The organism is Rhodococcus sp. P1Y (assembly GCF_003641205.1).
Taxonomy (GTDB): domain Bacteria; phylum Actinomycetota; class Actinomycetes; order Mycobacteriales; family Mycobacteriaceae; genus Rhodococcoides.
In genome coordinates this window covers 3,186,367-3,212,325 of record NZ_CP032762.1, presented here as the reverse complement: position 1 = coordinate 3,212,325, position 25,959 = coordinate 3,186,367, and the positions used below count along the sequence as shown (strand labels likewise).

The 25,959-nt window shown below is 63.3% G+C and carries 25 protein-coding genes and 2 tRNA genes; 12 read left to right on the top strand and 15 right to left on the bottom strand.

The genetic code is table 11. The features are described 5' to 3' along the window. The first annotated feature begins 152 nt into the window (after window positions 1-152). The gene (gene rpmB / locus D8W71_RS14845) at window positions 153-344 is read left to right on the top strand and encodes a 50S ribosomal protein L28 (protein ID WP_121114319.1); all 192 of its coding nucleotides are present in this window, start codon (window positions 153-155) and stop codon (window positions 342-344) included. Window positions 345-503: 159 nt separating this feature from the next. Beyond that, window positions 504-1,292: an enoyl-CoA hydratase-related protein gene (locus D8W71_RS14840; protein ID WP_121119241.1), complete on the top strand. Its 789-nt coding sequence runs from the start codon at window positions 504-506 to the stop codon at window positions 1,290-1,292. Window positions 1,293-1,298: 6 nt separating this feature from the next. Here D8W71_RS14840 and D8W71_RS14835 read toward each other — a convergent pair whose 3' ends face one another. Together D8W71_RS14835 and D8W71_RS14830 are read right to left on the bottom strand one after the other, a co-directional pair. Next, entirely contained in the window at window positions 1,299-1,991 is a 693-nt protein-coding gene (locus D8W71_RS14835; RefSeq protein ID WP_121114317.1) for a uracil-DNA glycosylase, read from the bottom strand. A gap of 57 nt (window positions 1,992-2,048) precedes the next feature. Next, window positions 2,049-3,092, bottom strand: a complete 1,044-nt coding sequence (locus D8W71_RS14830) for a thiamine-phosphate kinase (RefSeq protein WP_121114315.1) — start codon at window positions 3,090-3,092, stop codon at window positions 2,049-2,051. 115 nt (window positions 3,093-3,207) lie between these two features. On the opposite strand from D8W71_RS14830, the gene D8W71_RS14825 reads away from it, so the two are divergent. Together D8W71_RS14825 and D8W71_RS14820 are read left to right on the top strand one after the other, a co-directional pair. Continuing rightward, a complete protein-coding gene (locus D8W71_RS14825; RefSeq protein ID WP_121114313.1) occupies window positions 3,208-3,477 on the top strand; it encodes an Lrp/AsnC ligand binding domain-containing protein in 270 nt (89 codons plus the stop codon). Beyond that, complete coding sequence (locus D8W71_RS14820; protein WP_121114311.1) at window positions 3,474-4,037, top strand: DUF3515 domain-containing protein; 564 nt, start codon at window positions 3,474-3,476, stop codon at window positions 4,035-4,037. The genes D8W71_RS14825 and D8W71_RS14820 overlap by 4 nt, the downstream gene beginning before the upstream one ends. 6 nt (window positions 4,038-4,043) lie before the next feature. On the opposite strand, the gene D8W71_RS14815 is transcribed toward D8W71_RS14820, so the two are convergent. Together D8W71_RS14815 and D8W71_RS14810 are read right to left on the bottom strand one after the other, a co-directional pair. After that, the gene (locus tag D8W71_RS14815) at window positions 4,044-5,150 is read right to left on the bottom strand and encodes a D-alanine--D-alanine ligase family protein (RefSeq protein ID WP_201265081.1); all 1,107 of its coding nucleotides are present in this window, start codon (window positions 5,148-5,150) and stop codon (window positions 4,044-4,046) included. A gap of 57 nt (window positions 5,151-5,207) precedes the next feature. Continuing rightward, the gene (locus D8W71_RS14810) at window positions 5,208-6,206 is read right to left on the bottom strand and encodes an NAD(P)H-dependent glycerol-3-phosphate dehydrogenase (protein ID WP_121114307.1); all 999 of its coding nucleotides are present in this window, start codon (window positions 6,204-6,206) and stop codon (window positions 5,208-5,210) included. Between the two features lie 152 nt (window positions 6,207-6,358). On the opposite strand from D8W71_RS14810, the gene cofC reads away from it, so the two are divergent. The 3 genes from cofC to D8W71_RS14795 all read left to right on the top strand — a co-directional run bounded on the left by cofC (window position 6,359) and on the right by D8W71_RS14795 (window position 10,254). After that, on the top strand, window positions 6,359-7,009 hold the full coding sequence (gene cofC, locus D8W71_RS14805) for a 2-phospho-L-lactate guanylyltransferase (protein ID WP_201265080.1): 651 nt from the start codon (window positions 6,359-6,361) through the stop codon (window positions 7,007-7,009). Window positions 7,010-7,159: 150 nt separating this feature from the next. Further along, window positions 7,160-9,319, top strand: a complete 2,160-nt coding sequence (locus D8W71_RS14800) for an RNA degradosome polyphosphate kinase (RefSeq protein ID WP_236077999.1) — start codon at window positions 7,160-7,162, stop codon at window positions 9,317-9,319. Further along, window positions 9,319-10,254 carry an NUDIX hydrolase gene (locus D8W71_RS14795; protein WP_121114303.1) on the top strand — a complete coding sequence of 312 codons (936 nt, stop codon included), beginning with the start codon at window positions 9,319-9,321 and terminating at the stop codon, window positions 10,252-10,254. The genes D8W71_RS14800 and D8W71_RS14795 overlap by 1 nt, the downstream gene beginning before the upstream one ends. A gap of 82 nt (window positions 10,255-10,336) precedes the next feature. Here D8W71_RS14795 and D8W71_RS14790 read toward each other — a convergent pair whose 3' ends face one another. The 3 genes from D8W71_RS14790 to leuC form a co-directional block, all read right to left on the bottom strand. Then, entirely contained in the window at window positions 10,337-11,050 is a 714-nt protein-coding gene (locus D8W71_RS14790) for an HU family DNA-binding protein (protein ID WP_121114301.1), read from the bottom strand. Between the two features lie 149 nt (window positions 11,051-11,199). Then, window positions 11,200-11,817, bottom strand: coding sequence for a 3-isopropylmalate dehydratase small subunit (leuD, locus tag D8W71_RS14785; RefSeq protein WP_121114299.1), 618 nt, complete (start codon window positions 11,815-11,817; stop codon window positions 11,200-11,202). A gap of 62 nt (window positions 11,818-11,879) precedes the next feature. After that, complete coding sequence (gene leuC, locus D8W71_RS14780; protein ID WP_121119237.1) at window positions 11,880-13,304, bottom strand: 3-isopropylmalate dehydratase large subunit; 1,425 nt, start codon at window positions 13,302-13,304, stop codon at window positions 11,880-11,882. 143 nt (window positions 13,305-13,447) lie between these two features. Between leuC and D8W71_RS14775 the strand changes: the two genes are divergently transcribed. From D8W71_RS14775 to D8W71_RS27480, 3 genes are all read left to right on the top strand, one after another. Continuing rightward, on the top strand, window positions 13,448-14,149 hold the full coding sequence (locus tag D8W71_RS14775) for an IclR family transcriptional regulator (protein ID WP_121114297.1): 702 nt from the start codon (window positions 13,448-13,450) through the stop codon (window positions 14,147-14,149). Between the two features lie 79 nt (window positions 14,150-14,228). Continuing rightward, window positions 14,229-14,732, top strand: coding sequence for a pyridoxamine 5'-phosphate oxidase family protein (locus D8W71_RS14770; protein ID WP_121114295.1), 504 nt, complete (start codon window positions 14,229-14,231; stop codon window positions 14,730-14,732). Window positions 14,733-14,804: 72 nt separating this feature from the next. After that, complete coding sequence (locus tag D8W71_RS27480; RefSeq protein ID WP_161965464.1) at window positions 14,805-14,972, top strand: DUF5302 domain-containing protein; 168 nt, start codon at window positions 14,805-14,807, stop codon at window positions 14,970-14,972. Between the two features lie 87 nt (window positions 14,973-15,059). Here the strand turns inward: D8W71_RS27480 and D8W71_RS14765 are convergent. Together D8W71_RS14765 and D8W71_RS14760 are read right to left on the bottom strand one after the other, a co-directional pair. Then, a tRNA-Glu gene (locus D8W71_RS14765) sits at window positions 15,060-15,132 on the bottom strand. 150 nt (window positions 15,133-15,282) lie between these two features. After that, a tRNA-Gln gene (locus tag D8W71_RS14760) sits at window positions 15,283-15,354 on the bottom strand. Between the two features lie 203 nt (window positions 15,355-15,557). Between D8W71_RS14760 and D8W71_RS14755 the strand changes: the two genes are divergently transcribed. After that, the gene (locus D8W71_RS14755; protein ID WP_121114293.1) at window positions 15,558-17,090 is read left to right on the top strand and encodes a bifunctional 3'-5' exonuclease/DNA polymerase; all 1,533 of its coding nucleotides are present in this window, start codon (window positions 15,558-15,560) and stop codon (window positions 17,088-17,090) included. On the opposite strand, the gene D8W71_RS14750 is transcribed toward D8W71_RS14755, so the two are convergent. From D8W71_RS14750 to D8W71_RS14740, 3 genes are read right to left on the bottom strand one after another with little or no spacing between them, the layout of a single operon-like run. Next, complete coding sequence (locus D8W71_RS14750; protein WP_201265079.1) at window positions 17,072-18,055, bottom strand: YihY/virulence factor BrkB family protein; 984 nt, start codon at window positions 18,053-18,055, stop codon at window positions 17,072-17,074. The two genes, D8W71_RS14755 and D8W71_RS14750, sit on opposite strands and share 19 nt — an antisense overlap. Before the next feature lie 13 nt (window positions 18,056-18,068). Next, a complete protein-coding gene (gltX, locus tag D8W71_RS14745) occupies window positions 18,069-19,541 on the bottom strand; it encodes a glutamate--tRNA ligase (protein ID WP_121114291.1) in 1,473 nt (490 codons plus the stop codon). A gap of 28 nt (window positions 19,542-19,569) precedes the next feature. Then, window positions 19,570-20,343, bottom strand: a complete 774-nt coding sequence (locus D8W71_RS14740; RefSeq protein WP_121114289.1) for a fumarylacetoacetate hydrolase family protein — start codon at window positions 20,341-20,343, stop codon at window positions 19,570-19,572. Window positions 20,344-20,544: 201 nt separating this feature from the next. On the opposite strand from D8W71_RS14740, the gene D8W71_RS14735 reads away from it, so the two are divergent. After that, complete coding sequence (locus tag D8W71_RS14735) at window positions 20,545-21,741, top strand: MFS transporter (protein ID WP_121114287.1); 1,197 nt, start codon at window positions 20,545-20,547, stop codon at window positions 21,739-21,741. Window positions 21,742-22,116: 375 nt separating this feature from the next. On the opposite strand, the gene D8W71_RS14730 is transcribed toward D8W71_RS14735, so the two are convergent. From D8W71_RS14730 to ilvC, 3 genes are all read right to left on the bottom strand, one after another. Next, the gene (locus D8W71_RS14730; RefSeq protein ID WP_121114285.1) at window positions 22,117-23,127 is read right to left on the bottom strand and encodes a 3-isopropylmalate dehydrogenase; all 1,011 of its coding nucleotides are present in this window, start codon (window positions 23,125-23,127) and stop codon (window positions 22,117-22,119) included. A gap of 42 nt (window positions 23,128-23,169) precedes the next feature. Next, on the bottom strand, window positions 23,170-24,765 hold the full coding sequence (gene serA, locus D8W71_RS14725) for a phosphoglycerate dehydrogenase (RefSeq protein WP_121114284.1): 1,596 nt from the start codon (window positions 24,763-24,765) through the stop codon (window positions 23,170-23,172). Window positions 24,766-24,932: 167 nt separating this feature from the next. After that, the gene (gene ilvC, locus D8W71_RS14720; protein WP_201265399.1) at window positions 24,933-25,934 is read right to left on the bottom strand and encodes a ketol-acid reductoisomerase; all 1,002 of its coding nucleotides are present in this window, start codon (window positions 25,932-25,934) and stop codon (window positions 24,933-24,935) included. Window positions 25,935-25,959 lie beyond the last annotated feature (25 nt).

Here is a 25,959-nt window from a genome sequence, read left to right as displayed (position 1 = left end):
TGATGTCCGAGGTGACGGTTTGGTGAAATCGGGGTGCCCGGCTATTCTTGCAGGGTTGCCCGATGAGGAGCGGCGTGTTCGTTCGCGCCGTTGTTAATCGGCGTAACCGCCCTCATGTTAATGATCAATCATCTATCAAGGAGTTCGCGACTATGGCTGCCGTCTGCGACGTATGCGCCAAAGGGCCCGGCTTCGGTAAGTCGGTCTCGCACTCGCACCGACGGACCAACCGTCGTTGGAACCCGAACATCCAGACCGTTCACGCTCAGGTTGCTCCCGGCAACACCAAGCGCCTGAACGTCTGCACCTCTTGCCTGAAGGCCGGCAAGGTGGTTCGGGGCTGATACAGCCCCCGAGACACGAGCATCGACTGTGCCCCGCCGCTTCACGAAGCAGCGGGGCACAGTCGTGTTCGGAACCAGTAGTGTTCGGAGACAGCCCGGTTCGGCGTGCGAAGGATCCGATATGAGGCCCCATCGGGCGTGCGGGTTACAGTGCGATACGTGAACCACTTCGAACGTACCGACTCCGTCGAGGTCGTCGACGGCGTACTGCAGATCACCGTAGCCACCGCTGACGCGGGCACTTCGTTGAGCAGTGATGCCATGGCCGACGGCGCCCGAGCGCTGCATGCGCTCAACGCAGGCGATCTCGCGGCCGGATCGATTCTCCTCATCGGTTCCGGATCCAATTTCTGCGCGGGAGGCAATGTCCGTGCCTTCGCGAGCGCTCCCGATCGAGGCGAATACGTACGGGGCGTCGCCGACGAGTTTCATCGTTTCGTGCTCGAACTCGCTGCCGTCGAAATTCCGATCGTTGCCGGCGTGCACGGGTGGGCAGCCGGCGCGGGCATGAGCCTCGTATGCCACGCAGACGTGGCGATCGGCGGACGTGCCACCAAACTCCGCCCCGCATACCCTGGTATCGGATTCACCCCGGACGGCGGCTTGAGTTGGACTCTTCCCCGAATCGTCGGTCCTGCTCGTGCACGTGACATCCTGCTCAGCGATTCGATTCTGAACGGCGAAGAAGCGGTCAGGCTCGGAATCCTGAGCCGCCTGGTCGGGGACGACATCATCGCAGCCGAGGCACAGCGTCTTGCTCGCACCTTCGCAGCTGGTCCGACCCAGGCGTTCAAGGGGACGAAAGCACTACTGTTCGCATCCGAAACTCGAACTCTCGCAGAGCAACTCGAAGCCGAGGCTTCATCGATTTCGGCGGCAGCCAACGGACCTACCGGACGTGAAGGGGTCGACGCCTTCGTGGAGAAACGTCGACCCGACTTCTCGTAGGGGGCGTCAGGGTAGTTCCCAGTCGACAGGATCGTGCCCGCCTGCAACGAGAAGTTCGTTCACCCGCGAGAACGGCTTCGAACCGAAGAACCCGCGCGACGCCGACAACGGCGACGGGTGGGCCGACTGGATGGTCGGTGTGTCGCCGAGCATCGGCACGAGCGTCGCGGCGTCTCGACCCCAGAGAACGGCGACCAGACCTGCTGAATCCTCGCGTTCGTTTCGAGCGACGAGGGCCCTGATGGCCTGCTCGGTTACCGCTTCCCAACCCTTCTTGCGATGCGAGGCAGCGGCACCGGGCTCCACCGTGAGAACCCGGTTCAGGAGCAATACACCGCGATCCGCCCACGGCGACAGGTCACCGGTGGCGGGCGTCGGGAATCCGAGATCGTCCGAATACTCCTTGAAGATGTTGGCAAGACTGCGCGGAATCGGCCGCACATCCGGTGCGACCGAAAAGCTCAGTCCCACTGCATGTCCCGGCGTGGGATAGGGATCCTGCCCGACGATCAATACCCGCACTCGGTCGAACGGCCGGGTGAAGGCGCGAAGGACGTTCTCACCGGACGGAAGATACTCGCGGCCCTCGCGCAACTCCGTGCGAAGCATGTCACCCATCGCCGTGATCCGGTCCTGCACTGGTTCCAGCGCTGCGGCCCAACCCTGTTCGACGATGGCGCTCAATGGCTGTGCCGTCATACGCGATGCCCCTTCTCCGTTTCGACTTTTATGTGAATGCTTCTGAGATCACGCAGATCATGCCTGAAAGCTGGACCATCCTGCGTGCCCCGAGAACTCTCGTCCGTCTACGGTCACTGCATCCCCGCCGTTCGCCGAGACACGCCCTACCACCGACCACCCTTCCGGAACCACGTCGTCACTGGGGAAGGTCCCAGCGAACGCATGATCTTCGCCACCGCCGAGGATCCACGACAATGGCGATACATCCAGATCCAGAGCGGCCGAGGCGATTTCGTCCGCTATATCGAAGGAACCACTGTCGAGATCTATCGTGACCGACGACGCTTGCGCTATATGACCGAGGTCGGCGACAAGTCCGTCGGACACATCGGTGAGAGAAGTTGCGCCGCTCCGAGCCGCGACAATTCCCTGTTCGTAGTCGGGCGTAGGGACCCGATGCGCCGCGACGAGTGCCGAATACCCGGACCGCCCGGCGAGCAGCAGATCCAGACCGGCCGCAGACCACCCCAGTTTCCCCGCTACTGCCACGACGTCGCCCGACCGCGCACCCGACCGTAGTACGGGCCCACGTCCTTCGAGGTCGCCCAACGCGGTGATGGAAATCACGAGTGAGTCGGTCATTACCAGGTCACCGCCGACTATGGACGCCCCGGCTCGAACTGCTTCACGCCAGAGTCCTTCGGACAGAGCGTCCGTCACCTCCACGGGCGTCTCGGACGGGCACCCGATTGCGACGAGAAATCCGGTACACCGAGCTCCCATCGCCGCTATGTCTGCGCCGTTCTGAGCGACGGCTTTACGGCCGACGTCCTCCGGATCGGACCAATCGAGCCGAAAATGCCGACCTTGCACCAACATATCGGTCGTGACGACCATGCGTCCGTCCGGAGCGGACACCACAGCAGCGTCATCTCCGGGCCCGAGAACGGTATTCCTCGACTGGACGCGCCCGGCCAGCGACCGGGCAATCACACTGAATTCTCCGACCTGAGCAACTGTGGAACCGCTGAGGGGATCTCGGTCGTCACCGGTGTCGATGGTCTTCCTCTTTCGCGTCGTTGAATGATGTCTCGGCTCTGGCGCGCAGCGATTCTCCACCTCTGCGGTACCTTCTTACCGACAACTGCACTCGTCGGATGTGAAGGCACGTCTCACACGAGACCTCTGCGACACTACCTTCGGGTGCGGGCACGACATTGGGAAAGGGCCCACGATGATGCAAGCATTCATCCTCGTACAGACGGAGGTAGGGCGCTCATCTCTCGTGAGCCGAACGCTGCACGACATCGAGGGCGTCGAATCAGCCGAAGCCGTTCTCGGTCCGTACGACGTCGTTGTCCGCATCTCGGGCGAGAACGACGGTGCTCTCGCCGACATCGTCGGCCGCATACAGCGGGTCGACGCCATCACGCGAACCTTGACCTGCCCCATCGCCGACGCTCACGCCGATGCCAGGTCACCACACGGGACACCGTCCCGATGACGCCCGAACACGATTCACCGGAGCATCGGCGACATCCGGCAGTCATCGCTACAGCAGTGGCCCTCCCGGTCGCGCTACTCGTCGGGGTGATCGTGGCAGCGGTCACCGTCGCAGGAGAGTCGACGCGGTCGCCCGAAGCACTCGGACCGGTCGACGCGCCTTCGGCCGAGAGCGCCGACTGCAACACTCTGCTCGACGCGCTGCCCGAATCTCTCGGTGACTACAGCCGAGCCGAACTGGTCGACCCGGCTCCCGCCGGAGCACGTGCCTATGCGCCCGAAGACGAGGAGTCCGACGCGATCGTTCTCCGCTGTGGCCTGCCGCGGCCGCTCGGTTTCGACGTCGCATCTTCGCTACAGGTGATCAACGGCGTTCAGTGGTTCGAGGCCTCAGGCGCCGAGTCCGGGATCGAGGCCAGTACCTGGTACACCGTGGACCGACCGGTGTACACAGCGCTCACCATTCCGAACGGGTCGGGTCCGACACCCTTGCAGGACGCGTCCGATTCGATTTCGTCCGCGCTTCCACAGACACCACTCGATCCGGCTCCCCTCCAATAGGGCGTGCTACCGCAGTCCGGTGCCGCGCGCGAGTGCAGTCTCGATGAGAGTGCCGATGAGCGTGCGGTAGTCGACCCCTGCGGCATTCCACATCTTCGGAAACATCGAGATCGACGTGAACCCCGGCATCGTGTTGATCTCGTTGATCACCGGCCCGTCCTCGGTGACGAAGAGGTCGACTCGTGCCAGTCCCTGGCAATCCAGCGCGCGGAAGGCGGCGACGGCAATTCGACGAATCTCCTCGCTCGTGTCGAGCGGCAAGACGGCCGGAACATCGAATTCGCAGACGTCGTCGAGGTATTTGCTGTCGAAGTCGTAAAAGGTGTGGTCGTCTTCAGGTGCATCCGGCATGCGGATCTCCGCCACGACACTCGCCGATACGGAACCGTCCGGGAATTCGAGCACCCCGCACTCGACCTCGCGACCGGATATTGCTCCTTCCACGATCACCTTCGCATCGTGCTTCCTGGCGTGCGCAACAGCGCCGTCGAGCTGGTCCCACCCGGTGATCCGACTGATTCCGATGGACGATCCGCCCCTCGCGGGCTTGACGAATGCGGGCAAGCCGAGAAAGTCCTGCTGTTCGGCGGTCAAAGCGTCCTGGCCGCGCCGGAGCACGACCTGTTTGCCGACGGGGAGGCCGTCTGCTGCAAGAAGCTTCTTGGTGAACTCCTTGTCCATGCCTGCAGCGCTGGCCAACACACCTGGTCCGACGTAGGGGACGCCTGCGAGCTCCAGCAAGCCCTGGATGGTTCCGTCCTCCCCGTACGGACCGTGCAGCAAAGGAAACACCACATCGACGGATGCGAGAACCGCCCCTGCGTCGACAGCGTCGAGGGACAGTAGATCCCCGCTCCGACCTGGGTCCACCGACAGCGTGAGGGCTTTCGAGTTCTTGTCCACACTCGGAAGTACACGTCCGCGAATGGCCAGCTCGGCAGTATCGGCCGAGCCCAGGACCCATGCACCGTCGACGGTAATTCCGATCGGAACGACGTCGTACCGGTCATGATCGATGTGCGCAAGAACGCTGCCTGCGGAGACGCAGGAGACCGCGTGCTCGTTGCTACGGCCGCCGAAGACGACGGCGACTTTGGTACGCGTTTGATTCACGGTCACTTACCGTACCGTCGGCGAAGAAACGCCCGACGACGGCTCACCCTGCCTTCTCTATTCCGGCTTGATTCTGCGTCCCAGCAGATGGCCCACTGCGTCGGGCACCGACAAGCCCGCGTGGCACACCCGGTGAACGGCGTCGGTCAACGGCATCTCCACGTCGTAGCTCTCGGCCAGCGCTCGCACGGACGTGCACGACTTCACGCCCTCCGCGACCTGACCATGGGCGGCCTCCTGCGCACTCTCCATCGAACCGCCCGCGCCGAGCCGTTCGCCGAACGTGCGGTTCCGGGAGAGTGTGGACGAGCACGTCGCGACGAGATCGCCCACACCGGCAAGGCCCGCCAACGTTGCGGGCTTGGCTCCGAGCGCGGTGCCGAGGCGGATGATCTCGGCCAGGCCCCTCGTCATGATCGATGCAAGAGTGTTCTCGCCGTATCCGACCCCACTGGCCATTCCGCAGGCGAGTGCAATGACGTTCTTGCACGCGCCGCCGATCTCGCAACCGATGACGTCCGTGTTGGTGTACGGCCGGAAATATCCTGTGGCACAGGACTTTTGTACCTCGAGCGCGCGTCGTGAGTCCGAGCACGCGATGACCGTGGCAGCCGGCTGCCCCTCGGCGATCGGCCGCGCGAGGTTCGGACCTGACAACGAGGCGATTCGACTCGGATCAGCGCCGGTCACCTGTGCGATGACTTGGCTCATGCGCAGCAGCGTTCCGGTCTCGATCCCCTTGGCAAGGCTCAGAAGTGTTGCGTCCGCGGGGATCGAGTCGGTCCATTCGGCGAGATTCGCCCGAAGCGACTGCGACGGCACGGCCAGAACGACGATGTCGGCTCCGTCGAGCGCACGCGTGGGGTCACTCGTGGCCGAGATATTGTTCGGCAGGGTGATTCCCGGGAGGTAATCGGAATTTTCGTGCCCCTCGTCGATGGCTTGGGCCAGTTCCGACCGCCGAGCCCACATCGTCACGTCGGTTCCTGCATCAGCCAACACCTTGGCGTACGCGGTCCCCCACGATCCGGAACCGAGTACCGCTGCTTTGGTCATCGAATGCCACCTTCATCGATCCGTCGGTTCTCGATCAGCCGAATCGAAGAACCGCAGTGCGCCGGGCGCACCGCCGCCCCACACTAACGTGGAGAACCCGCGCGGCGAGGTCGAACGGCACCGGCGGTGGGCACGCTGGCAGGATCGAGGGTATGAGCAACGCGCACGTGGTGATCGCAGTCAAGGACCTCGCCGCCGCGAAGACGCGTTTGGCCGACGCCTTCGCCGACATCGACCGTGCCCGACTGGTCGTCGCGATGTTTCGAGACACCGTCGTCGCTGCTCGTGCCGTCGAGGCCGTCGCTGCGGTCACCGTCGTCACCCCTGACCGATCCGTTGCCGACGCGGCGCTGGACCTGGGAGCCAGAGTCGTCCAGGAACCGTGCGATCGCGATCCACACGACTCCGTCGCGCGACTCAATTCCGCCTTCGAGGCCGCGGCGTCGAGCGCGTGGGCGGAGGGAAGCGACGACATCATCGCCCTGCAAGCCGACCTCCCGGCACTCCGCACCGAGGAACTCGCCGAGGCCCACGACATGTCCGTCGGTCACGCCAGATCGGTCGTGACCGACCATCACGGCACCGGAACCGCTGCGTTGATCGTCGGCGGTCGCTCGGGCCGCTTCACGCCGTTGTTCGGGCCCTCTTCGGCCCAACGACACCGAGACTCGGGCGCTCACGACCTGAACGGGACCTGGCCCGGCCTGCGACTCGACGTCGACACGATCGACGATGTCCGACGCGCTTACACCCTCGGCGTCGGACCCGCGACAGCCGCGGTCCTGAAGTCCCTCGGCTGGTGAAATCCATTCCCACCGAATCGAGTAAGACACAATTCACCGATCCGAGTTTCACCGGCCACCGCAATGGGGGATGATCGACCAGTGAGCAACAGCGAAACCCAGGCCGACGCCGACGCAACTCCAGCCCGGGAGCACGGTTCGGACGGTCAGGTGAGTCCGCCGCCCCCCATCACCTCCGCAGCCAGTACTGCGGCCAGTCCTGCTGCACTGCCGGCAGCGACGGAACCACACGCGCCCGACGCCAAAGGCGCATTGCCCGAAAACCGTTATCTGAACCGGGAATTGAGCTGGCTCGACTTCAACTCGCGCGTTCTTGCACTCGCCGAGGATTCGTCGCTTCCGTTGCTCGAGCGCGCCAAGTTCCTCGCAATCTTCGCGTCGAATCTGGACGAGTTCTACATGGTTCGCGTCGCCGGCCTCAAACGTCGCGACGAGACAGGACTGTCCGTTCGGTCTGCCGACGGCTTGACCCCGCGCGAACAACTCGCCTTGATCGGCGAACGCACACAGGAGTTGGCTCGCCGTCATGCGCGGATACTCCTCGACGCGATTCTGCCCGAGCTCACCTCGGTGGGAATCGAGATCATTCGGTGGTCCGATCTCGACGGTGACGAACGGGAGCGACTGTCCAGGTATTTCCACGAGCAGGTGTTCCCGGTACTGACGCCGCTCGCCGTCGACCCGGCGCACCCGTTCCCGTACATCAGCGGGCTCAGCCTCAATCTCGCCGTGACAGTGAAGGATTACGCGACTTCGGGCGAGCACTTCGCCCGCGTGAAGGTTCCGGACAACGTCGATCGTTTCGTGCGGGTACGGCGCGGGGACGGCAGCTCGAGCGTCGACGCCTTCCTCTCGATGGAAGAGGTCATCTCGGCCCACCTCGATGTTCTGTTCCCAGGCATGGATGTCGTGGAGAGTCACGCGTTCCGCATCACCCGAAACGCGGATTTCGAGGTCGAGGAAGACCGCGACGAGGATCTCCTGCAGGCGCTGGAGCGGGAACTGGCGCGTCGCCGCTTCGGATCGCCCGTCCGACTCGAGATCGCCGACGACATGACCGAACACATGCTGGAACTGCTTCTACGTGAGCTCGACGTCGATCCGAGCGACGTGATCCAGGTGCCGGGGTTGCTCGATCTGTCGTGCCTGTGGCAGGTCTACGGGGTCGACCGGCCACACCTCAAGGACGCGCCTTTCGTTCCGGCGACACATCCGGCGTTCGGTGAGCGCGAAACACCCAAGAGCGTGTTCTCCACGTTGCGCGACGGCGATGTGCTCGTCCATCACCCTTACGACTCCTTCTCCACCAGCGTGCAACGGTTCATCGAGCAGGCGGCAGCAGATCCGCAGGTGCTTGCCATCAAGCAGACTCTCTATCGCACCTCCGGAGATTCACCGATCGTCAACGCGCTCGTCGACGCCGCAGGCGCGGGCAAGCAGGTTGTCGCCCTCGTCGAGATCAAGGCACGTTTCGACGAGCAGGCAAACATCGAGTGGGCGCGAAAGCTCGAGAAAGCCGGGGTTCACGTCGTATACGGTCTCGTCGGCCTCAAGACACATTGCAAGACATGCTTGGTCGTACGGCGTGAGGGATCGGTCATCCGCCGCTACTGCCACATCGGAACCGGCAACTACAACCCGAAGACGGCCCGGATCTACGAGGACGTCGGCTTGTTGACCTCCTCGCCGGAGATCGGCGCCGACCTCACCGACCTGTTCAACTCCCTCACCGGATACTCGCGCAAGACGAGCTATCGCAACCTCCTCGTCGCTCCGTACGGAGTTCGGCGCGGCATCATCGAGCGGATCGAAGCAGAGGTCGAACATCAGAAGGCCGGTCGTGAGGCCGGAATTCGGTTGAAGGCCAATGCGCTCGTCGACGAACAGGTCATCGATGCGCTGTACCGTGCGTCGGCGGCGGGTGTGCCGGTCCAGGTCGTGGTCCGAGGAATCTGCGCCCTCAAGCCGGGCGTACCGGGTCTGAGCGAGAATATCGAGGTTCGGTCCATCCTCGGTCGATTCCTCGAGCACTCACGTGTCCTCAACTTCCGCGGTGCAGACGAATTCTGGATCGGCAGTGCCGACATGATGCACCGGAATCTGGACCGCCGCGTGGAAGTCATGGCACAGGTGAAGGATCCGCGTCTGACCGGCCAACTGGACGACATATTCGAGTCCGCGCTGGACCCGACAACCAGATGCTGGATTCTGCGAGCGGATGGCGGATGGGCGGCATCGCCCGCTCAGGGTGAAAACGTTCGCGAGCATCAGGTCGAGTTGATGCGTAGCCGGCGGAACCAGGCGTCCTGATGTCGGACGGCGAAAATCCATTGCGCGCGAACATCTTCGCCGCCGGAGCCGTCCTGTGGCGAAACTCTCCCCATCGTCCGGACGAGATTTCCGTCGCGCTGGTACATCGTCCGAAATACGACGACTGGTCCTTTCCCAAGGGAAAGATCGACCCGGGTGAAACCTCCGTCGACGCCGCCGTTCGAGAAGTGGCGGAGGAGACCGGGTTCGAAGCTCGACTCGGCCGCTATCTCTCCACGGTCACCTATCCCATCCCGGGCCATCGGAAAATGAAGAAGGTCGACTACTGGGCGGCCTATGCACTCGACGGCAAGTTCGAGCCCAACTCCGAGGTGGACGAGCTGCGCTGGGTAACCCCCGAGCAGGCCGAGTCTCAGCTGTCCTACCCGATGGACCACAAGATCTTACGTCGATTCCTGAAGCAACCACCCGATACGACGACGGTCCTTCTCGTCCGCCATGCGAAGGCCGGACGCCGGTCCCGATACAAGGGGGACGACGCCCTGCGGCCACTCGATGCCGTCGGCGAGGCGCAGGCTACAGCTCTTGTAGCGGAGCTCACTGCATTCGGCGCCGACTCGGTGCACGCCGCGAACCGTCGACGGTGCGTACAAACCGTCCAACCCTTGGCGGACGAGTTGTCGGTGTCCATCACGCTCGAACCGCTGCTGTCCGAGGAGGGTTACTGGGACTCGTTGGACGCCGCTCGTCGACGCGCGGTGGAGATCGCGACACTCGGCGGAGTCCGAACGATATGCAGTCAGGGCAAGGTGATTCCAGATTTGCTGCAGTGGTGGGCGGACAGGGACGGCGTCAAGCTGCCGCCGAACAGAAACCGCAAAGGCAGTGTCTGGGTTCTGTCACTGCACAACGGGACTTTGATTGCTGCGGACCATCTGGCCAGTCCGCTGCCCAAGGTTCCCACTGACGGCTGAACTGGCGTACGCAGAAAGGCCCCGGACTCTTGGAGTCCGGGGCCTTTCTCGTCGATCTGTGTCGCCGCTGAGTTCGCGGAACCTACTTGCGTGCAGCGCGCTTGGCCGGAGCCTTCTTCGCTGCGGTCTTCTTGGCTGCGGTCTTGGCCGGAGCCTTCTTGGCTGCAGCGGTCGTGGTCGCTGCGGTCTTCTTGGCTGCGGTCTTCGCGGGGGCCTTCTTGGCCGCTGCGGCAGTCGTAGTCTTCTTGGCTGCGGCCTTTGCCGGAGCCTTCTTCGCGACGGTCTTACGAGCCGTCGTCTTGGCGGGAGCTGCCTTCTTCGCTGCCACGGTCTTCGCGGGAGCTGCCTTGCGGGCAGTCGTCTTTGCGGGAGCCGCCTTCTTCGCTGCCGCGGTGGTCTTGCGAGCTGTCGTCTTGACTGCAGCCTTCTTCGCTGCGGTCTTCTTGGCAGCTGCGGTCTTCTTGGCCGGAGCCGCCGAGGATCCACGCTTGACGGCCGGGCCGGTGGCGGGAAGCTTCTGGCCGCCCGCGATTACAGCCTTGAACTGAGCGCCCGGGCGGAAGGCCGGCACGTTGGTCGGCTTGACGCGCACGGTCTCGCCGGTGCGTGGGTTGCGAGCAACACGTGCCGCACGCCGACGCTGTTCGAATACACCGAATCCGGTGATGGTGACACTCTCGCCACGGTGAACGGCGCGCACGATGGTGTCGACGATGTTCTCGACAGCCTCTGTGGCGCTCCTCCTGTCAGACCCCAACTTCTCGGTCAGGGCGTCAATCAGCTCTGCCTTGTTCATGGATTTCCTCCGCAATATTGTGGCCCATCGTCGGACCGACTACTACAACGGTAAACCCCAACACGTCAAGAGTCTATGAGCCACGCCAAATCTCATTCGGCGTGGCGGAAAGTTTCACCGGCACAATGCGTGTCGCAGGGCCGAAATCGCTACCCCTCCACCGGCTCCTCGATGCGTGCCGGGAGGGTCGCAGGTTTCCATGACGGCCTTGACTTTTCGTACTCGGCAATGGCGTCGACCTGGCGTAATGTCAATCCGATGTCGTCCAGACCCTCCAGAAGACGCCACCTGGTGTAGTCGTCAATGGCGAAGCGCACCACCAAGGTTCCAACCGTCACCGTCTTCGTGACGAGGTCCACGAAAATTTCCAAACCAGGCTGCTCCTCGAGCGCCTTCCAGATCAATTCGACGTCACTTTGCTCGACCTCGGCCGCCAACAGACCAGCTTTTCCGGCGTTCCCGCGGAAGATGTCGGCGAACCTGGAGGCGATCACAACCCGAAACCCGAAGTCCGATAGAGCCCAGACCGCGTGCTCGCGCGAGGACCCTGTGCCGAAATCGGGACCGGCGACGAGCACCGAACCCTTGTCGTACGGAGCAACGTTGAGAACGAACTCCGGGTCGTTCCTCCACGCAGAGAAGAGACCGTCCTCGAAACCGGTGCGCGTCACCCTCTTCAGGTACACGGCAGGAATGATTTGATCCGTGTCGACGTTCGACCGCCGCAGCGGAACACCGATTCCTTTATGGCTTGTAAAGGGTTCCATCGAAAATTCTCCTACGTTTGACGGGTATCGGAAGTACTTACTGGTGCTCTGCGTCCCCTGGGCTACGCGAGATCCGAGGGAGAGGAGAGCGTTCCACGCACGGCAGTAGCTGCTGCAACCAACGGTGAAACCAAGTGCGTTCGACTTCCCTTGCCCTGCCTGCCTTCGAAGTTTCGATTCGACGTCGACGCCGAACGCTCCCCGACTGCCAGCTGATCGGGATTCATACCAAGACACATCGAGCACCCCGCCTGACGCCATTCTGCGCCGGCCGCCGTGAAAATCTCGCCGAGGCCCTCCTTCTCGGCCTGCGCACGCACTCGCATCGATCCAGGGACGATCAGCATCCGCACGCTGTCTGCAACCTTGCGGCCGTCCAGAACCTCGGCCACCGCGCGGAGATCTTCGATGCGCCCGTTCGTGCACGATCCGACGAACACCGTGTCCACGGCCACGTCCCGCAGCGGGGTCCCGGCCTCGAGTCCCATGTACTGCAACGCCTTCTCGGCCGCGATCTTTTCGCTCTCGTCGACGATGTCAGCCGGGTTCGGCACGGAATCGCCGAGCGGCGCACCTTGACCGGGATTGGTACCCCAGGTGACGAACGGCGTGAGCGAGGACGCATCGATGTGCACTTCGTTGTCGAAGACGGCGTCGTCGTCGGTCCTCAGTTCGTCCCACGCCGCAACCGCTGCGTCCCAATCGCTTCCCTGTGGCGCGTGCGGGCGACCCTTCAGGTACTCGTAGGTGACCGCGTCGGGTGCGATCATCCCCGCACGCGCACCTGCCTCGATCGACATGTTGCAGATGGTCATTCGGGCTTCCATCGACAGAGCGCTGATGGCCTCGCCGCGATACTCGAGCACGTAACCCTGCCCGCCGCCCGTCCCGATCTTCGCGATGACAGCCAGGATGAGGTCTTTGCTCGTCACGCCTGGTGCGAGTGTGCCGTCGACCGTGATGGCCATCGTCTTGAAGGGACGAAGGGAAAGCGTCTGTGTAGCCATCACGTGTTCCACTTCGCTGGTACCGATGCCCATGGCGATCGCACCGAAAGCGCCGTGCGTCGAGGTGTGGCTGTCGCCGCACACCACCGTCATACCTGGCTGCGTGAGCCCGAGCTGGGGGCCGATGATGTGAACGATGCCTTGATCCAAGTCGCCCATCGGATACAGCCTGACGCCGAACTCTTCGCAGTTTCGTCGAAGCGTATCCACCTGCGTACGCGACACGAGATCTGCAATCGGCGAAAAGATGTCCGCCGTCGGTACGTTGTGGTCCTCGGTCGCGATGGTCAGATCAGGCCTACGCAGTGGACGATCGGCGAGTCTGAGTCCGTCGAATGCCTGCGGACTGGTGACCTCGTGAACGAGGTGCAGGTCGATGAAGATCAGATCGGGCTCGCGCGAACCACCCTCTCCCCCGCCGCGAACGACGACGTGTTGATCCCATACCTTTTCTGCCAGTGTGCGTGCTGTGCCGGCCATGAGGAACACCAACCATTTCTCGAGTGCGTCGCGCCGGTGGACTACGGGCTGGCCCACGTCGCGTTGTCGGGTCGACACCAGCCCGGGGCCGCGAGAACGACCCGAAGGGTTGTTCCCACTATGCGAGACGCTAATATCGACCTATGAGACAGCATAGCGGCATCGGCGTTCTCGACAAAGCGATGGGTGTCCTGTACGCGGTGGCTGACGAACCCTGCACTCTCAGTGACCTCTGTGCCCGAACCGGGTTGCCGAGGGCCACTGCACACCGCCTGGCCGTCGGGCTGGAAGTTCATCGGCTACTCACCCGAGATGCCAACGGTCTGTGGCGACCCGGCCCGGGTCTCGCCGAACTCGCCGCGACTGCAGCCGACACACTCGTCGACGCAGCCGCGTCGGTGCTGCCTCGTTTGCGTGAGATCACCGGCGAAAGCGTCCAGATCTACCGCAGGGAAGGCACAGTGCGTGTCTGCGTTGCATCCATGGAACCGCCGACGGGCCTGCGTGACACGGTTCTCGTGGGCGCGCGGCTGCCCATGAGCGCCGGATCGGGAGCCAAAGTTCTGCTCGCGTGGGCTGACGTTCAGACCCAGCGCACAGTTCTGCCCGACGCCGAATTCGGCGAACGTGTTCTGGCCGAGGTTCGCAGGCGCGGATGGGCGCAAAGTGCAGGCGAGCGCGAACCCGGTGTTGCGAGCGTTGCCGCTCCCGTACGAGATTCGACGGGCAATGTCGTTGCCGCCGTATCTGTTTCGGGACCGATCGACCGGATCGGCCGACGGCCGGGCGCGCGGTGGGCCGCCGACCTACTCGCAGCAGCCGAGGCAATCCACAAGCGCCTGTGAGCCAAGTTCGCGCCTCGATCGATCGATGACGTATCGCGAAAGACTGTGACGGGTACCGAAGTCTGTTACTGATGTCGTCATGGGAATCAATCAGCGGGCACAGATCACGATGGCCGATTCGGAGATCGAGACGTTTCTCGAACGCAGCCGAATCGCGAACCTAGCGACGATCGGACGCGACGGCACACCTCACCTGGTCGCGATGTGGTACGCCTTGATCGACGGCGAGGTGTGGTTCGAGACGAAGTCCAAATCGCAGAAGGCAGTCAACCTCCGCCGCGATCCGCGAGTGACCGTGCTGGTGGAGGACGGGTCCACCTACGACTCGTTGCGGGGCGTGTCGATCGAGGGCCGTGCCGAGATCGTCGACGATGCCGAGTCGATCCGTCGCGTCGGGATCAGCGTCTGGGAGCGCTACACCGGTCCTTACTCGAAGGAAGTCGAGCCCCTCGTGGACCAGATGATGAACAAGCGAATTGCAGTTCGAGTATCGGTCGACCGTGTCAGGTCGTGGGACCACCGCAAACTCGGGATCCCCGAGATGCCGGTCTCGGGCACCACGGCGGAGTTCACGACCCGATAGACGCACAAATTCGGGTGAAACCGGCTCCTCACGTGCGGTACGTTTCTCTCACCGCCGACGTCAGGAGCGATCATGGCCGAACCGACCAACGAAGATCTGAAGAAGAAGTTCCGCGAGGCACTGGAGAAGAAGAACCACCGCTCGGCCGTCTCGACCGACCACAAGGACGCCGGGTCGAAGGTGGGCAATGTGCATGGCCCAGCCGATCATCAGAAGATGTTCCGACGCAAGAGCGTCTGACGACACCAGCTGCTGACGGCACCGGGCACCGGTCCGAATAGACAAATACCCTCCCATCGCACGCGATGGGAGGGTATTTGTACTGAGTAGCCCCGACGGGATTCGAACCCGCGCTACCGCCTTGAGAGGGCGGCGTCCTAGGCCGCTAGACGACGGGGCCAGGAACTTTCACTGTAACTCTGGGTGTTGCTCGAACTCTGGGTCTTGCTCCAATTCTGGTTACTACCTGCTTTCGACTATGTCGACCAGTCGAAAGCTCAGCCAGCTTAACCGGCTGACGTCCGGCGACCAAATCGCCTCCGAACGCTTGCTGGGGTACCAGGACTCGAACCTAGAATGGCGGTACCAGAAACCGCTGTGTTGCCAATTACACCATACCCCAATGACCTTCTCCGATATCCACATCAGCTGCGATGTGAACCGCGTTTCGAGCCGGGATAGAGACTATCAAAGGACACAGGTGTTTCTCCAAATCGCCAGGTCAAGAGGGTGCATTCGGGTCCCACCCAACAGCGGACCCCGCATTCGCCACCCAGATCGGCTCGGCGCAGACTCGGTGGTGATGAGAACTGCCGGTTCGACCCGATGAGGATTGTGGTGGCACCCGCCGGTGCGACGACCTTTCTCGTCCCGACGACGGACGGGGGCGTTCGCGCCGGCGACATCGTCGAGTGCACCGATGTGGCGGGCACGGTCGCTCGAATAGAACACGAGGTTCGTCCACGATGGGTGTGGGCCACGACGTCCCGCATCTACCCCAGGTTGCTGGACGCGGGGGTGCGAGTTTCACGAAGCCACGATCTGTCGCTGACCGAGGCCATTCTCCGATTGCGTCGAGGTGAGCCATACGTTCAGGACGACAGTGCCGTCGACGACCGTCCAGGCCTGTTCGACGCTTACCGTTATCCGAGTGTGGATTCCGTGGTCGACTGGCACCGCGATCAAGTCCAGACAATCGGCGATTGCGGCGACCTTCGCTTGTTGATCGCCGCGGAATCGGCCGGTGGCCTTGCCGCAGCAGAGATGACGCACGTCGGACTGCCCTTCTCGACCGAGGCGCACTTCCGCTACTTGCAGTCTGCGCTGGGCGTGCGACCTCCGGACGGTCATCTTCCGCTTGCGATGAAAGAGCTCGAAGCGGCAATCGGCGAGGCTTTTGGGCGTCCCGTCAACCCGAGCTCACCGGTTGAGGTGACGGCTGCGTTCGCGCGCGCAGACATCGAGGTCACCTCGACACGGGCGCACGTCCTACGCGAAGTCGACCACCCCGCGGTTCCGCTGCTTCTGCGGCACCGAGATCTGTCGAAGTTGTTCAGCACCAACGGATGGGCGTGGGCAGACACCTGGGTGCGCGGCAACAGGTTTCGGCCCGTCTACGTACCCGGTGGGGTCGTGTCCGGTCGGTGGGCGAGCAGGGGCGGCGGTGCGCTACAGATCCCGAAACCGCTGCGCGCCAGCGTCGTCGCGGAACCCGGTCATATGTTGGTGATCGCCGACGCGGGCCAGCTGGAGCCCCGAATCCTAGCCGCGCTGAGCCGCGATCCGGCGATGATGGATGCAGCGGGTTCGGACGACCTGTATGCCCCGGTTGCTGCCGCAGCATTCGACGGAGATCGAAGCAAAGCGAAGGTCGCAGTGCTCGGCGTGTTGTACGGGGCGACTGCGGGAGAAGCGCGTTCTCTGCTCGCTCTACTTCGACGGAGATTTCCGGTCGCGGTCGAGTACGTGGAGAGAGCAGCACGTGCGGGTGAACGCGGCGAGGTGGTGCACTCACTCCTGGGTCGCTGCTGCCCTCCTCCTCCCGACTCGTGGTGGTCGGACGGCGACGCGCACGCCCGCGGTCGGTTCACCCGCAATTTCGTCGTGCAGGCGACGGCATCGGAATGGGCACTGTGTCTTCTCGCCGATCTACGAAGGAGGTTGGCGGAGGATCGCGAGGCAGGCGAATTGGTGTTCTTCCAACACGACGAAGTCGTCGTCCACAGCCGCACACCGGACCGCGCCGCCCGGCACGTCACCGACGCTGCGGCGGCCGCGACCCGACTCCTGTTCGGCAACACCAAGGTTCGATTCCCCATGGACGTCGCTGTCCGGGAGTGTTACGCCGAACCCGATTGATCGTCGCCGCGCGGCCCGTCGAAGGTGACGTCGATCTCCTCGAACCCTTTGCTTCGCTGCGCCTCTGCCTGTCCCCTGTAGGTCAGCTTGTCGCCCTCGGTCAGATCGACGTCGTCGACGAATGGGGTGAGAAGCGCTCGCGGATAGAGCTTGTCGACCCGCACCACGTTGATCTCGACGGCAATGACAACCAGTACCGCTGCGACGTACATGAACGCGAGGACGCCGAGCACTACCGCGAACACCCCATTGGTAATCGACGACTTCGACACGACGTACTTGATGTACACGCCCCCGAACGTCTGCAACAGTTGCCAAACGACTCCCGCGACGATGGCTCCGGGCAGTACTTCGGCAATCGACAACGTGCGGGCCGCGGCGAGACGGAACGCGACCACGAACACGCCGACATTCAGCAAGATCACCGCCACGAGCACCACGGCGCCACTCACACGTCCGAAGTACCCGGCCGAACTCGCGACATTCACCGCAGTGATGGCCAATACCGCGACTCCCACAGTGCTGAGCAGCGCGAGGCCGCGCACACGAGCGAAGATCGGGTCCGGGCGAAGATTCTTGGGAACCGACCACGCCGTGTTCATCGCGTTCTGAACCGCAACCGCGACGCCAAGTCCACCGTAGAGCGAGCCGAGGACGCCGACGACCAGACCGATCGTTCCGCCACCGATCTTCTCCGGTTCACCGAGATCTTCCCCGATGATCGGAATCTGGCTCAGCGCGGAATCCAGAATCTGCTGCTGCAGCTGCGGATTCCCTCCCAGTACGAATCCAAGGATCGTGCTGGCCAGTAGAAGAAGGGGAAAGAGCGACACGAATGCGTAGTACGTAATCAAGGCGGCGAGGTAGCCGCCCTGATCGTCGACGAACTTGTAGACCACCGCGAGCGGAAATCCCAGGACCGGGTGCCGACGCTGCAGCCGGTCGACACGGCCGGAAATGCTCACGTGATCACGGCAATCAGACGATGCCGGCGCGTGCCGCACCGAGGCGGGCGAGAGTCTTCTCGCGACCGAGCAGCTCCATCGACTCGTACAACGGTGGGCTGATGTGCGAACCGGTCACCGCGACCCGCACAGGTGCGAAGGCCTTTCGTGGCTTGAGTTCCAACCCGTCGATGAGAGCCGACTTGAGCGAATCCTCCAGATCGGCGGTACGCCATTCCGGAAGTGCCTCCAATGCAGCGATCGTCGCGTCGAGCACCGGCACTGCATCGGCCCCGAGGTTCTTCGCAGCAGCCGCGGGATCGATCTCGAATTCACCCTCGGCGACGAAGAGGAACTTCAGCAGCCCCCACGCGTCGGACAATACGACGATCCGAGTCTGGACGAGGTCGGCTGCGACGGCCCACTGGGCCTCGTCGATATCGGTGGGCAGGTGTCCGTTCGCGGTGAGAAATGCCCGGAGACGCGCAGAGAAGTCCGCAGGTTCGAGCAACCTGATGTGCTCGGCGTTGATCGCGTCGGCCTTCTTCTGATCGAAACGCGCGGGGTTCGAATTGACGGTGCCGATGTCGAACGCTGCGACCATCTCGTCCAGGGAGAAGACATCATGATCGTCGGAGATGCCCCACCCGAGGAGCGCCAGGTAGTTCAGAAGGCCTTCCGGAATGAATCCTCGATCCCGGTGGATGAAAAGATTGGACTCGGGATCTCGCTTGGACAGTTTCTTGTTGCCCTGACCCATGACGAACGGAAGGTGCCCGAACTCGGGCGTCTTCTCAGCTACACCGATACGAATCAACGACTCGTACAGTGCGAGTTGCCTCGGCGTCGACGAGAGCAGATCCTCGCCGCGCAGCACGTGGGTGATCTTCATCAGGGCATCGTCGACGGGGTTGACCAATGTGTACAGCGGAATACCGTTGCCCCGAGTCAGCGCGAAGTCCGGCACGGTCCCGGCTTTGAACGTCGTCTCACCCCGCACGAGGTCGACCCAGGACAAGTCGTGATCCGGCATCCGCAGACGGACAACAGCTTTGCGGCCTTCCTCCAGGAATGCTCGCTTCTGATCGTCGGTGAGGTCGCGGTCGAAGTTGTCGTAACCCAGTTTCGGATCACGTCCCGCCGCCTTGTGCCTGGCCTCGACTTCCTCCGGCGTGGAGAAGGACTCGTACGCCTCCCCCGCGTCGAGCAACTTCTGCACGATCTCCAGGTGCTGATCGCGGCGCAGCGACTGACGGTACGGCTCGTACGGACCTCCCACTTCAGGGCCCTCGTCCCAGGACAACCCGAGCCATCGCAACGCATCGAGGATGGCGGCGTACGACTCCTCGGAATCACGAGCTGCGTCGGTGTCCTCGATGCGAAAGACGAAGCTTCCACCGTGGTGCCGAGCGAACGCCCAGTTGAACAGTGCCGTGCGGATCAATCCGACGTGCGGCGTGCCCGTCGGGGACGGGCAGAATCGAACTCGTACTTCGGTGGAGGTCATGTCTCGCTCACGTTCGATGGTGAAATGTCTATTTCTTGGCTGCGACGGGATTGGTCAGAGTTCCGATGCCCTCGACGGTGATCGACACCGACTGCCCATCGGTGATCGGTCCCACGCCCTCCGGGGTGCCGGTGAGAATCACATCCCCGGGCAGAAGCGTCATGACCGCGGAGATCCACTCGATGATCTCCGGAATGTCGTGCAGCAGCAGCGAAGTACGGCTGCGCTGCTTCACTTCTCCGTCGACCTCGGTCTTGATCTCGACATCGGATGCATCGAGTGAGGTTTCGATCCACGGTCCGAGCGGGCAGAACGTGTCATGCCCTTTCGCGCGGGTCCACTGGCCATCGTGACGCTGATGGTCGCGCGCCGACACGTCGTTCGCGACGGTGTACCCGAGCACCACGTCGAGAGCCTTCGCCGCGGGCACGTCCTTGCACGGGCGACCGATGACGACTGCGAGTTCTCCCTCGAAGTGGACTTCGGTCGAGGTAGGCGGCAGTACGATCGGCGCGCCCGGACCCACGATCGAGGTGTTGGGCTTGATGAAGATGACCGGATCCTTGGGCGCTTCGCCGCCCATTTCAGCGGCGTGGGCTGCGTAATTCTTGCCGATGGCAATCACCTTGCTCGCAAGGATCGGTGCGAGGAGACGCACGTCAGCCAACGGCCACGACCGACCGGTGAAGGTCGGTGTCCCGAAGGGATGTTCGGCTATTTCCTTCGCCGTCTGCTGCTCACCTTCTCCCTCGATACTCACGAATGCCACACCATCAGGACTTGCAATTCGACCCAGACGCATGCAGTCAAGTCTATCGACCTCTCAACGGGTCACTCCGCCGGCTACGCTCCCGGCCCCAACGGGTCACTCCGCCCGCTACGCTCCCGGCCCTGCAGAGGCAGGCGCGGCCTTCCGCTCGACTCTCTGCATCGGGTGTACAGTCTGTATGCGAAGTTCACATTGCAAGATCATTGTTCCACATAGTGAGATTGAAGAGTAGCCATGACCACGACGGACAGAGTTCGGCAGACGAGCAGCGCGCGCAAGTGGCTCATGCTTGCTCTCGGAATGCTCGCTCAGACGGCAGGTGCCGTGTTCATCAACGGCGCTGCATTCCTCATACCCGCCCTGCACGACGATCGCGGGTTGAGCCTGGCCCGGGCAGGCATTGTCGTGGCAATGCCGACGGTCGGAATCATGCTCACACTCATCGCGTGGGGTGTTCTCGTCGACCGAATCGGTGAACGACTCGTCCTGGCAATCGGACTCGGTCTCACTGCACTAGCAAGTCTCGCAGCGTATTTCACGACCTCGTTCATCCTGCTCGGCCTGTGTCTACTCCTCGGAGGAATGGCTGCGGCGAGCGCCAACAGCGCCAGTGGCCGAGTGGTCGTCGGATGGTTCCCCCCCGAGCGTCGCGGTCTCGCGATGGGCATCAGGCAGATGTCAGTACCTCTTGGGGTCGCCATCGCAGCACTGACCATCCCGTCGATCGCCCGTGATCATGGCGTCTCGGCTGCGTTGCTGGTGCCCGCGAGCATCTGCCTCCTCGGAGCTGTTCTGTGCCTCGGCGTCGTCGATCCACCCCGGCCGAGCCGTGCCGCTGCCGAACGGCAGGGACTGCTTGCGAATCCGTACCGCACGAGCCGCCAGCTCTGGCGAATCCACTCGACGTCGATCCTGCTCGTTGTTCCGCAGTACGTCGTCTGGACCTATGCCCTCGTCTGGTTGATGACCGATCGCGGTTGGTCGGCTGCATCGGCCGGTCTCCTCGTTACCGCATCTCAAATCTTGGGTGCGTTCGGACGCATGGGTGTCGGCGCGCTGTCGGATCGCGTCGGGAGTCGAATGCGTCCCCTCAAATGGGTCGCCGTGTCCGCCACGGTCAGCATGCTCGCACTCGCGGTGACCGACTGGCTCGACTCCCCCGTTTCCGTTGTGCTTCTCGTCGTCGCGTCGATCGTCACCGTCGCACCGAACGGGCTCGCGTTCACCGCCGTCGCCGAATTCTCCGGACCGTACTGGAGTGGGCGTGCCCTCGGCGTGCAGAACACTGGGCAGTACATCGCCGCATCACTGGTTCCGCCCGCGTTCGGCGCCCTCGCAGCCGTCAGCTTCCCAATAGCCTTCCTCGTCTCCGCGCTCTTCCCCGCCCTCTCCATCCCCGTGATCCCCGACGACCACGAGCCGAACGAATAGGGATTCTGGCGCCCCGGCGGTGACCGAATGTCTGTTTCGGTCACCTGTGACGGGACCGAATGTCTGTTCCGGTCACTCTGAGTGTGCGACTGTCTCATTCGGTCACCCGAGCACTAGCGAATGTCTCATTCGGTCACCAGCGGGAGCGAATGTCTCATTCGGTCACCCGACGGGAGCGAATGTCCCATTCGGTCACTTAGCGGGAGCGAATGTCTATTCCGGTCACTCTGAGTGTGCGAACGACTCATTCGGTCACTCAGAGTGTGCGAACGACTCATTCGGTCACCCCGCGAGCACGCAGAAACAGCGAATGTCCCATTCGGTCACCCCGCAAGGTGACCGAATGGGACATTCGGTCCGTAAGTCGGAATCCTGCTACAGCTTCCCAGCGATCCTGGCACCGATTTCGGAGGTGCTGGCAACGGCTGATCCGCGTGACGCGAGGTCGGCGGCGACGGCTGCTTCCACCCGCTCGGAGTTCGCAGTGTCGCCCAGGTGCGCCAGCAACAACGACACCGACAGGATTGCTGCCGTCGGGTCTGCTTTTCCCTGACCTGCGATGTCCGGTGCGCTTCCGTGTACGGGCTCGAACATGGACGGGTTGGTGCCCGTCGCGTCGATGTTTCCGCTGGCGGCAAGGCCGATTCCGCCACTGACCGCTGCAGACAGGTCGGTCACGATGTCGCCGAAGAGGTTGTCGGTCACGATGACGTCGAAACGGCCCGGGTCCGTAACAAGGTGGATCATCGCGGCGTCGATGTGCTGGTAGGCGACCTCGACGTCGGGAAAGTCCTTGGAGACCGCCTCGACGGTGCGAGCCCACAAGCTGCCCGCGAAGGTGAGTACGTTCGTTTTGTGCAGCAACGTGACGTGCTTGCGACGGCCGAGTGCCCGTGAGAATCCGTCACGAACGACCCGTTCGACGCCGTAGCGAGTGTTGACGCTGACCTCGGTGGCCACCTCGTGTGGCGTGTTGACCCGCAACGCACCACCGTTGCCGGTGTAGGGGCCTTCGGTTCCCTCACGGACGACGACGACGTCGATGTCCTTGTTGCCTTCCAGCGGTCCGACCACACCCGGGTACAGCTTCGCGGGACGCAGGTTGATGTGGTGATCGAGTTCGAAGCGCGCGCGCAGCAGCAGACCGCGTTCGAGCACACCGCTCGGAACCGATGGATCGCCGATGGCGCCCAACAGAATTGCGTCGTGTCCGCGGATCTCGTCCAACACCGAATCCGGAAGAAGCTCGCCGGTCGCGTTGTAGCGTCGAGCACCGAGGTCGTACTCGGTCTTTTCCACGCCTGGCACGACTATGTCGAGCACTTGTAGCGCCTGGTCCACGACCTCAGGGCCGATTCCATCTCCAGCGATGACGGCGAGCTTCATGTACTCCTCGTTCTTTTTCGAGCGATCAGGGGTGAGGGACGATCAGGAAAGATCCACGAGTTCGATGGTCGACGCGCCCACCGCAGCAGCGATGGTGGCGCTCAGCTCGGACGGAACGTCCTTGTCGACGCGAAGCAGGATCGTCGCGCCGTCGCCTTCGGAGTCCTGGCTCAGTGCAGCGGCCTGGATGTCGATGCCGGCGTCGCCGAGCAACGTACCGATGCGGCCGAGGCTGCCCGGCTGATCCGCGTAGTTGACGATGAGGTTCTTGCCCTCGGCACGCAGATCGAAGTTGCGTCCGTTGATGTTGACGATTTTTTCGACCTGGGTGGTGCCGGTGAGCGTTCCTGCGACGTTGAGGACGGAACCGTCACCGTAGACAGCGCGGATGTCGACGACGCTTCGGTGGTTCTCGCTCTCGGTCGCCTTGGTCACCTCGGCGGTGACGCCTCGCTCCTCGGCGAGCGACGGAGCGTTGACGAAGGTGACGGAATCCTCGATGACGGCCGAGAACAATCCACGCAGAGCCGACAACTTCAGGATCTCGACGTCAGCGGAGGCGAGCTCGCCGCGTACGTCGACCGACAGGGATGCCGGGAGTTCGTCGGACAGGGCGCCGAGCAGGACGCCTTGCTTGCGGACGATCTCGAGCCATGGCGAGACCTCTTCGCCGACTGCGCCACCCTTGACGTTGACGGCATCGGGAACGAATTCACCTGCGAGAGCCAGCAATACAGACTTTGCGACATCCGTCCCCGCGCGGTCCTGAGCTTCGGTGGTCGATGCTCCGAGGTGCGGGGTCACGACGACCTGAGGAAGTTCGAACAACGGGCTGTCGGTGCACGGCTCGGAAGCGTAGACATCGATACCCGCCGCGAAGACGTGACCGCTCGTGATCGCGTCGGCGAGCGCCTGCTCGTCGACGAGTCCGCCACGGGCTGCGTTGACGACGATGACGCCGGGCTTGGTCTTGGCAAGTGCTTCCTTGCCGATGATGCCCTTGGTCTCGGGCGTCTTGGGAAGGTGCACGGAGAACATATCTGCGCGCGTCAGCAGTTCGTCGAGACTGACGAGTTCGATGCCAAGCTGAGCTGCGCGGGCAGCGGAGACATAGGGGTCGTACGCGATGATATGAGTGTCGAATGCTGCGAGGCGCTGAGCGAACAGCTGTCCGATGCGTCCGAGTCCGACGACACCCACTGTCTTTCCGAAGATTTCGACGCCGTTGAACTTGCTGCGCTTCCACTCGTGCTGACGCAGGGTGGCGTCGGCGGCCGGGATCTGGCGTGCAGCAGACAGCAGCAGCGTCACGGCATGCTCGGCAGCAGTGTGAATGTTGGACGTCGGCGCATTGACGACGAGGACACCACGTTCGGTCGCCGCGGGTACATCGACGTTGTCCAGGCCCACGCCCGCACGGGCGACGATCTTCAGGTTGGTTCCGGCTGCGAGGACCTCTGCATCGACCGTGGTGGCCGAACGAACGAGGATCGCGTCGGCCTCGGGAACCGCGGCGAGAAGTGCCGGGCGGTCCGGGCCGTCGACCCAACGAACCTCGACGCCGTCGCCGAGTGCCTCGACGGTGGATTGCGCAAGTTTGTCGGCAATCAGTACGACAGGACGGCCTGGCTGGCTCACGTGAAGAACTCCCCTTTGTATAGGTCGAGCTGGGTTTCGATTGTGCGGTGCGAAGCAAGTTTAGAGCCCGCGGAGACGGCGCAGGGTTTCACCCTCGCCGAACTACCGGGCCGAATACCGAAGGGCATCCTCGCGCGAGGATGCCCTTCGAGTAAGTCGGCTCGAGATCAGGCCGTCTCGGTGATCGGACGGTCGACCCAGCTCATCAGATCGCGCAGCTTCTTGCCGGTGACCTCGATGGGGTGCTCGGCGTTGGCCTTGCGCAGGCCTTCGAGCTCGGTGTTGCCGTTCTCGACGTTGGCGACGAGACGACGGGTGAACTCACCGGACTGGATGTCGGCGAGGATCGCCTTCATGCGCTCCTTGGTGCCTGCGTCGATGACGCGAGGTCCGGAGAGGTAGCCGCCGAACTCCGCGGTGTCGGACACCGAGTAGTTCATGCGAGCGATACCGCCCTCGTACATGAGGTCGACGATGAGCTTGAGCTCGTGCAGAACCTCGAAGTACGCCATCTCGGGTGCGTAGCCGGCCTCGACCATGACCTCGAAGCCGACCTTGACGAGCTCTTCGGTGCCACCGCAGAGAACAGCCTGCTCGCCGAAGAGGTCCGTCTCGGTCTCTTCCTTGAATGTGGTCTTGATGACGCCTGCGCGTGTTCCGCCGATGCCCTTGGCCCAGGACAGAGCGAGCGCCTGGCCCTCACCCTTGGGGTCCTGGTCGATGGCGATGAGCGCGGGAACGCCCTTGCCGTCGACGAACTGGCGACGGACGAGGTGGCCGGGGCCCTTCGGTGCGACCATGCCGACGGTGACGAACTCCGGTGCCTCGATCAGATCGAAGTGAATGTTCAGGCCGTGACCGAAGAACAGGGCGTCGCCGTCCTTGAGGTTCGGCTCGATCTCTTCCTTGTAGATCGATGCCTGCGCCGTGTCCGGTGCCAGCACCATGATCACGTCGGCCCACGCCGAAACCTCGGCCGGGGTGCCGACGGTCAGGCCCTGCTCCTCGGCCTTCGCGCGGGACTTCGATCCTTCTTTCAGGCCGATGCGGACGTCGACGCCCGAGTCGCGCAGGCTCAGCGAGTGCGCGTGGCCCTGGCTTCCGTAGCCGATGACGGCGACCTTGCGGCCCTGGATGATCGACAGATCAGCATCGTCGTCGTAGAACATCTCGACTGCCACTGGTTAATACCTT

Coding starts and splice junctions, on each gene's coding strand:
- D8W71_RS27480 (WP_161965464.1), top strand. CDS start 14,805: ATGGCCGAACCGACCAACGAAGATCTGAAGAAGAAGTTCCGCGAGGCA.
- leuC (WP_121119237.1), bottom strand. CDS start 13,304: ATGGCCGGCACAGCACGCACACTGGCAGAAAAGGTATGGGATCAACAC.
- D8W71_RS14820 (WP_121114311.1), top strand. CDS start 3,474: ATGACGCCCGAACACGATTCACCGGAGCATCGGCGACATCCGGCAGTC.
- D8W71_RS14790 (WP_121114301.1), bottom strand. CDS start 11,050: ATGAACAAGGCAGAGCTGATTGACGCCCTGACCGAGAAGTTGGGGTCT.
- D8W71_RS14735 (WP_121114287.1), top strand. CDS start 20,545: ATGACCACGACGGACAGAGTTCGGCAGACGAGCAGCGCGCGCAAGTGG.
- D8W71_RS14770 (WP_121114295.1), top strand. CDS start 14,229: ATGGGAATCAATCAGCGGGCACAGATCACGATGGCCGATTCGGAGATC.
- D8W71_RS14810 (WP_121114307.1), bottom strand. CDS start 6,206: ATGACCAAAGCAGCGGTACTCGGTTCCGGATCGTGGGGGACCGCGTAC.
- D8W71_RS14825 (WP_121114313.1), top strand. CDS start 3,208: ATGATGCAAGCATTCATCCTCGTACAGACGGAGGTAGGGCGCTCATCT.
- leuD (WP_121114299.1), bottom strand. CDS start 11,817: ATGGAACCCTTTACAAGCCATAAAGGAATCGGTGTTCCGCTGCGGCGG.
- D8W71_RS14755 (WP_121114293.1), top strand. CDS start 15,558: ATGAGGATTGTGGTGGCACCCGCCGGTGCGACGACCTTTCTCGTCCCG.
- D8W71_RS14795 (WP_121114303.1), top strand. CDS start 9,319: ATGTCGGACGGCGAAAATCCATTGCGCGCGAACATCTTCGCCGCCGGA.
- rpmB (WP_121114319.1), top strand. CDS start 153: ATGGCTGCCGTCTGCGACGTATGCGCCAAAGGGCCCGGCTTCGGTAAG.
- D8W71_RS14730 (WP_121114285.1), bottom strand. CDS start 23,127: ATGAAGCTCGCCGTCATCGCTGGAGATGGAATCGGCCCTGAGGTCGTG.
- D8W71_RS14775 (WP_121114297.1), top strand. CDS start 13,448: ATGAGACAGCATAGCGGCATCGGCGTTCTCGACAAAGCGATGGGTGTC.
- cofC (WP_201265080.1), top strand. CDS start 6,359: ATGAGCAACGCGCACGTGGTGATCGCAGTCAAGGACCTCGCCGCCGCG.
- D8W71_RS14740 (WP_121114289.1), bottom strand. CDS start 20,343: ATGCGTCTGGGTCGAATTGCAAGTCCTGATGGTGTGGCATTCGTGAGT.
- ilvC (WP_201265399.1), bottom strand. CDS start 25,934: ATGTTCTACGACGACGATGCTGATCTGTCGATCATCCAGGGCCGCAAG.
- D8W71_RS14835 (WP_121114317.1), bottom strand. CDS start 1,991: ATGACGGCACAGCCATTGAGCGCCATCGTCGAACAGGGTTGGGCCGCA.
- gltX (WP_121114291.1), bottom strand. CDS start 19,541: ATGACCTCCACCGAAGTACGAGTTCGATTCTGCCCGTCCCCGACGGGC.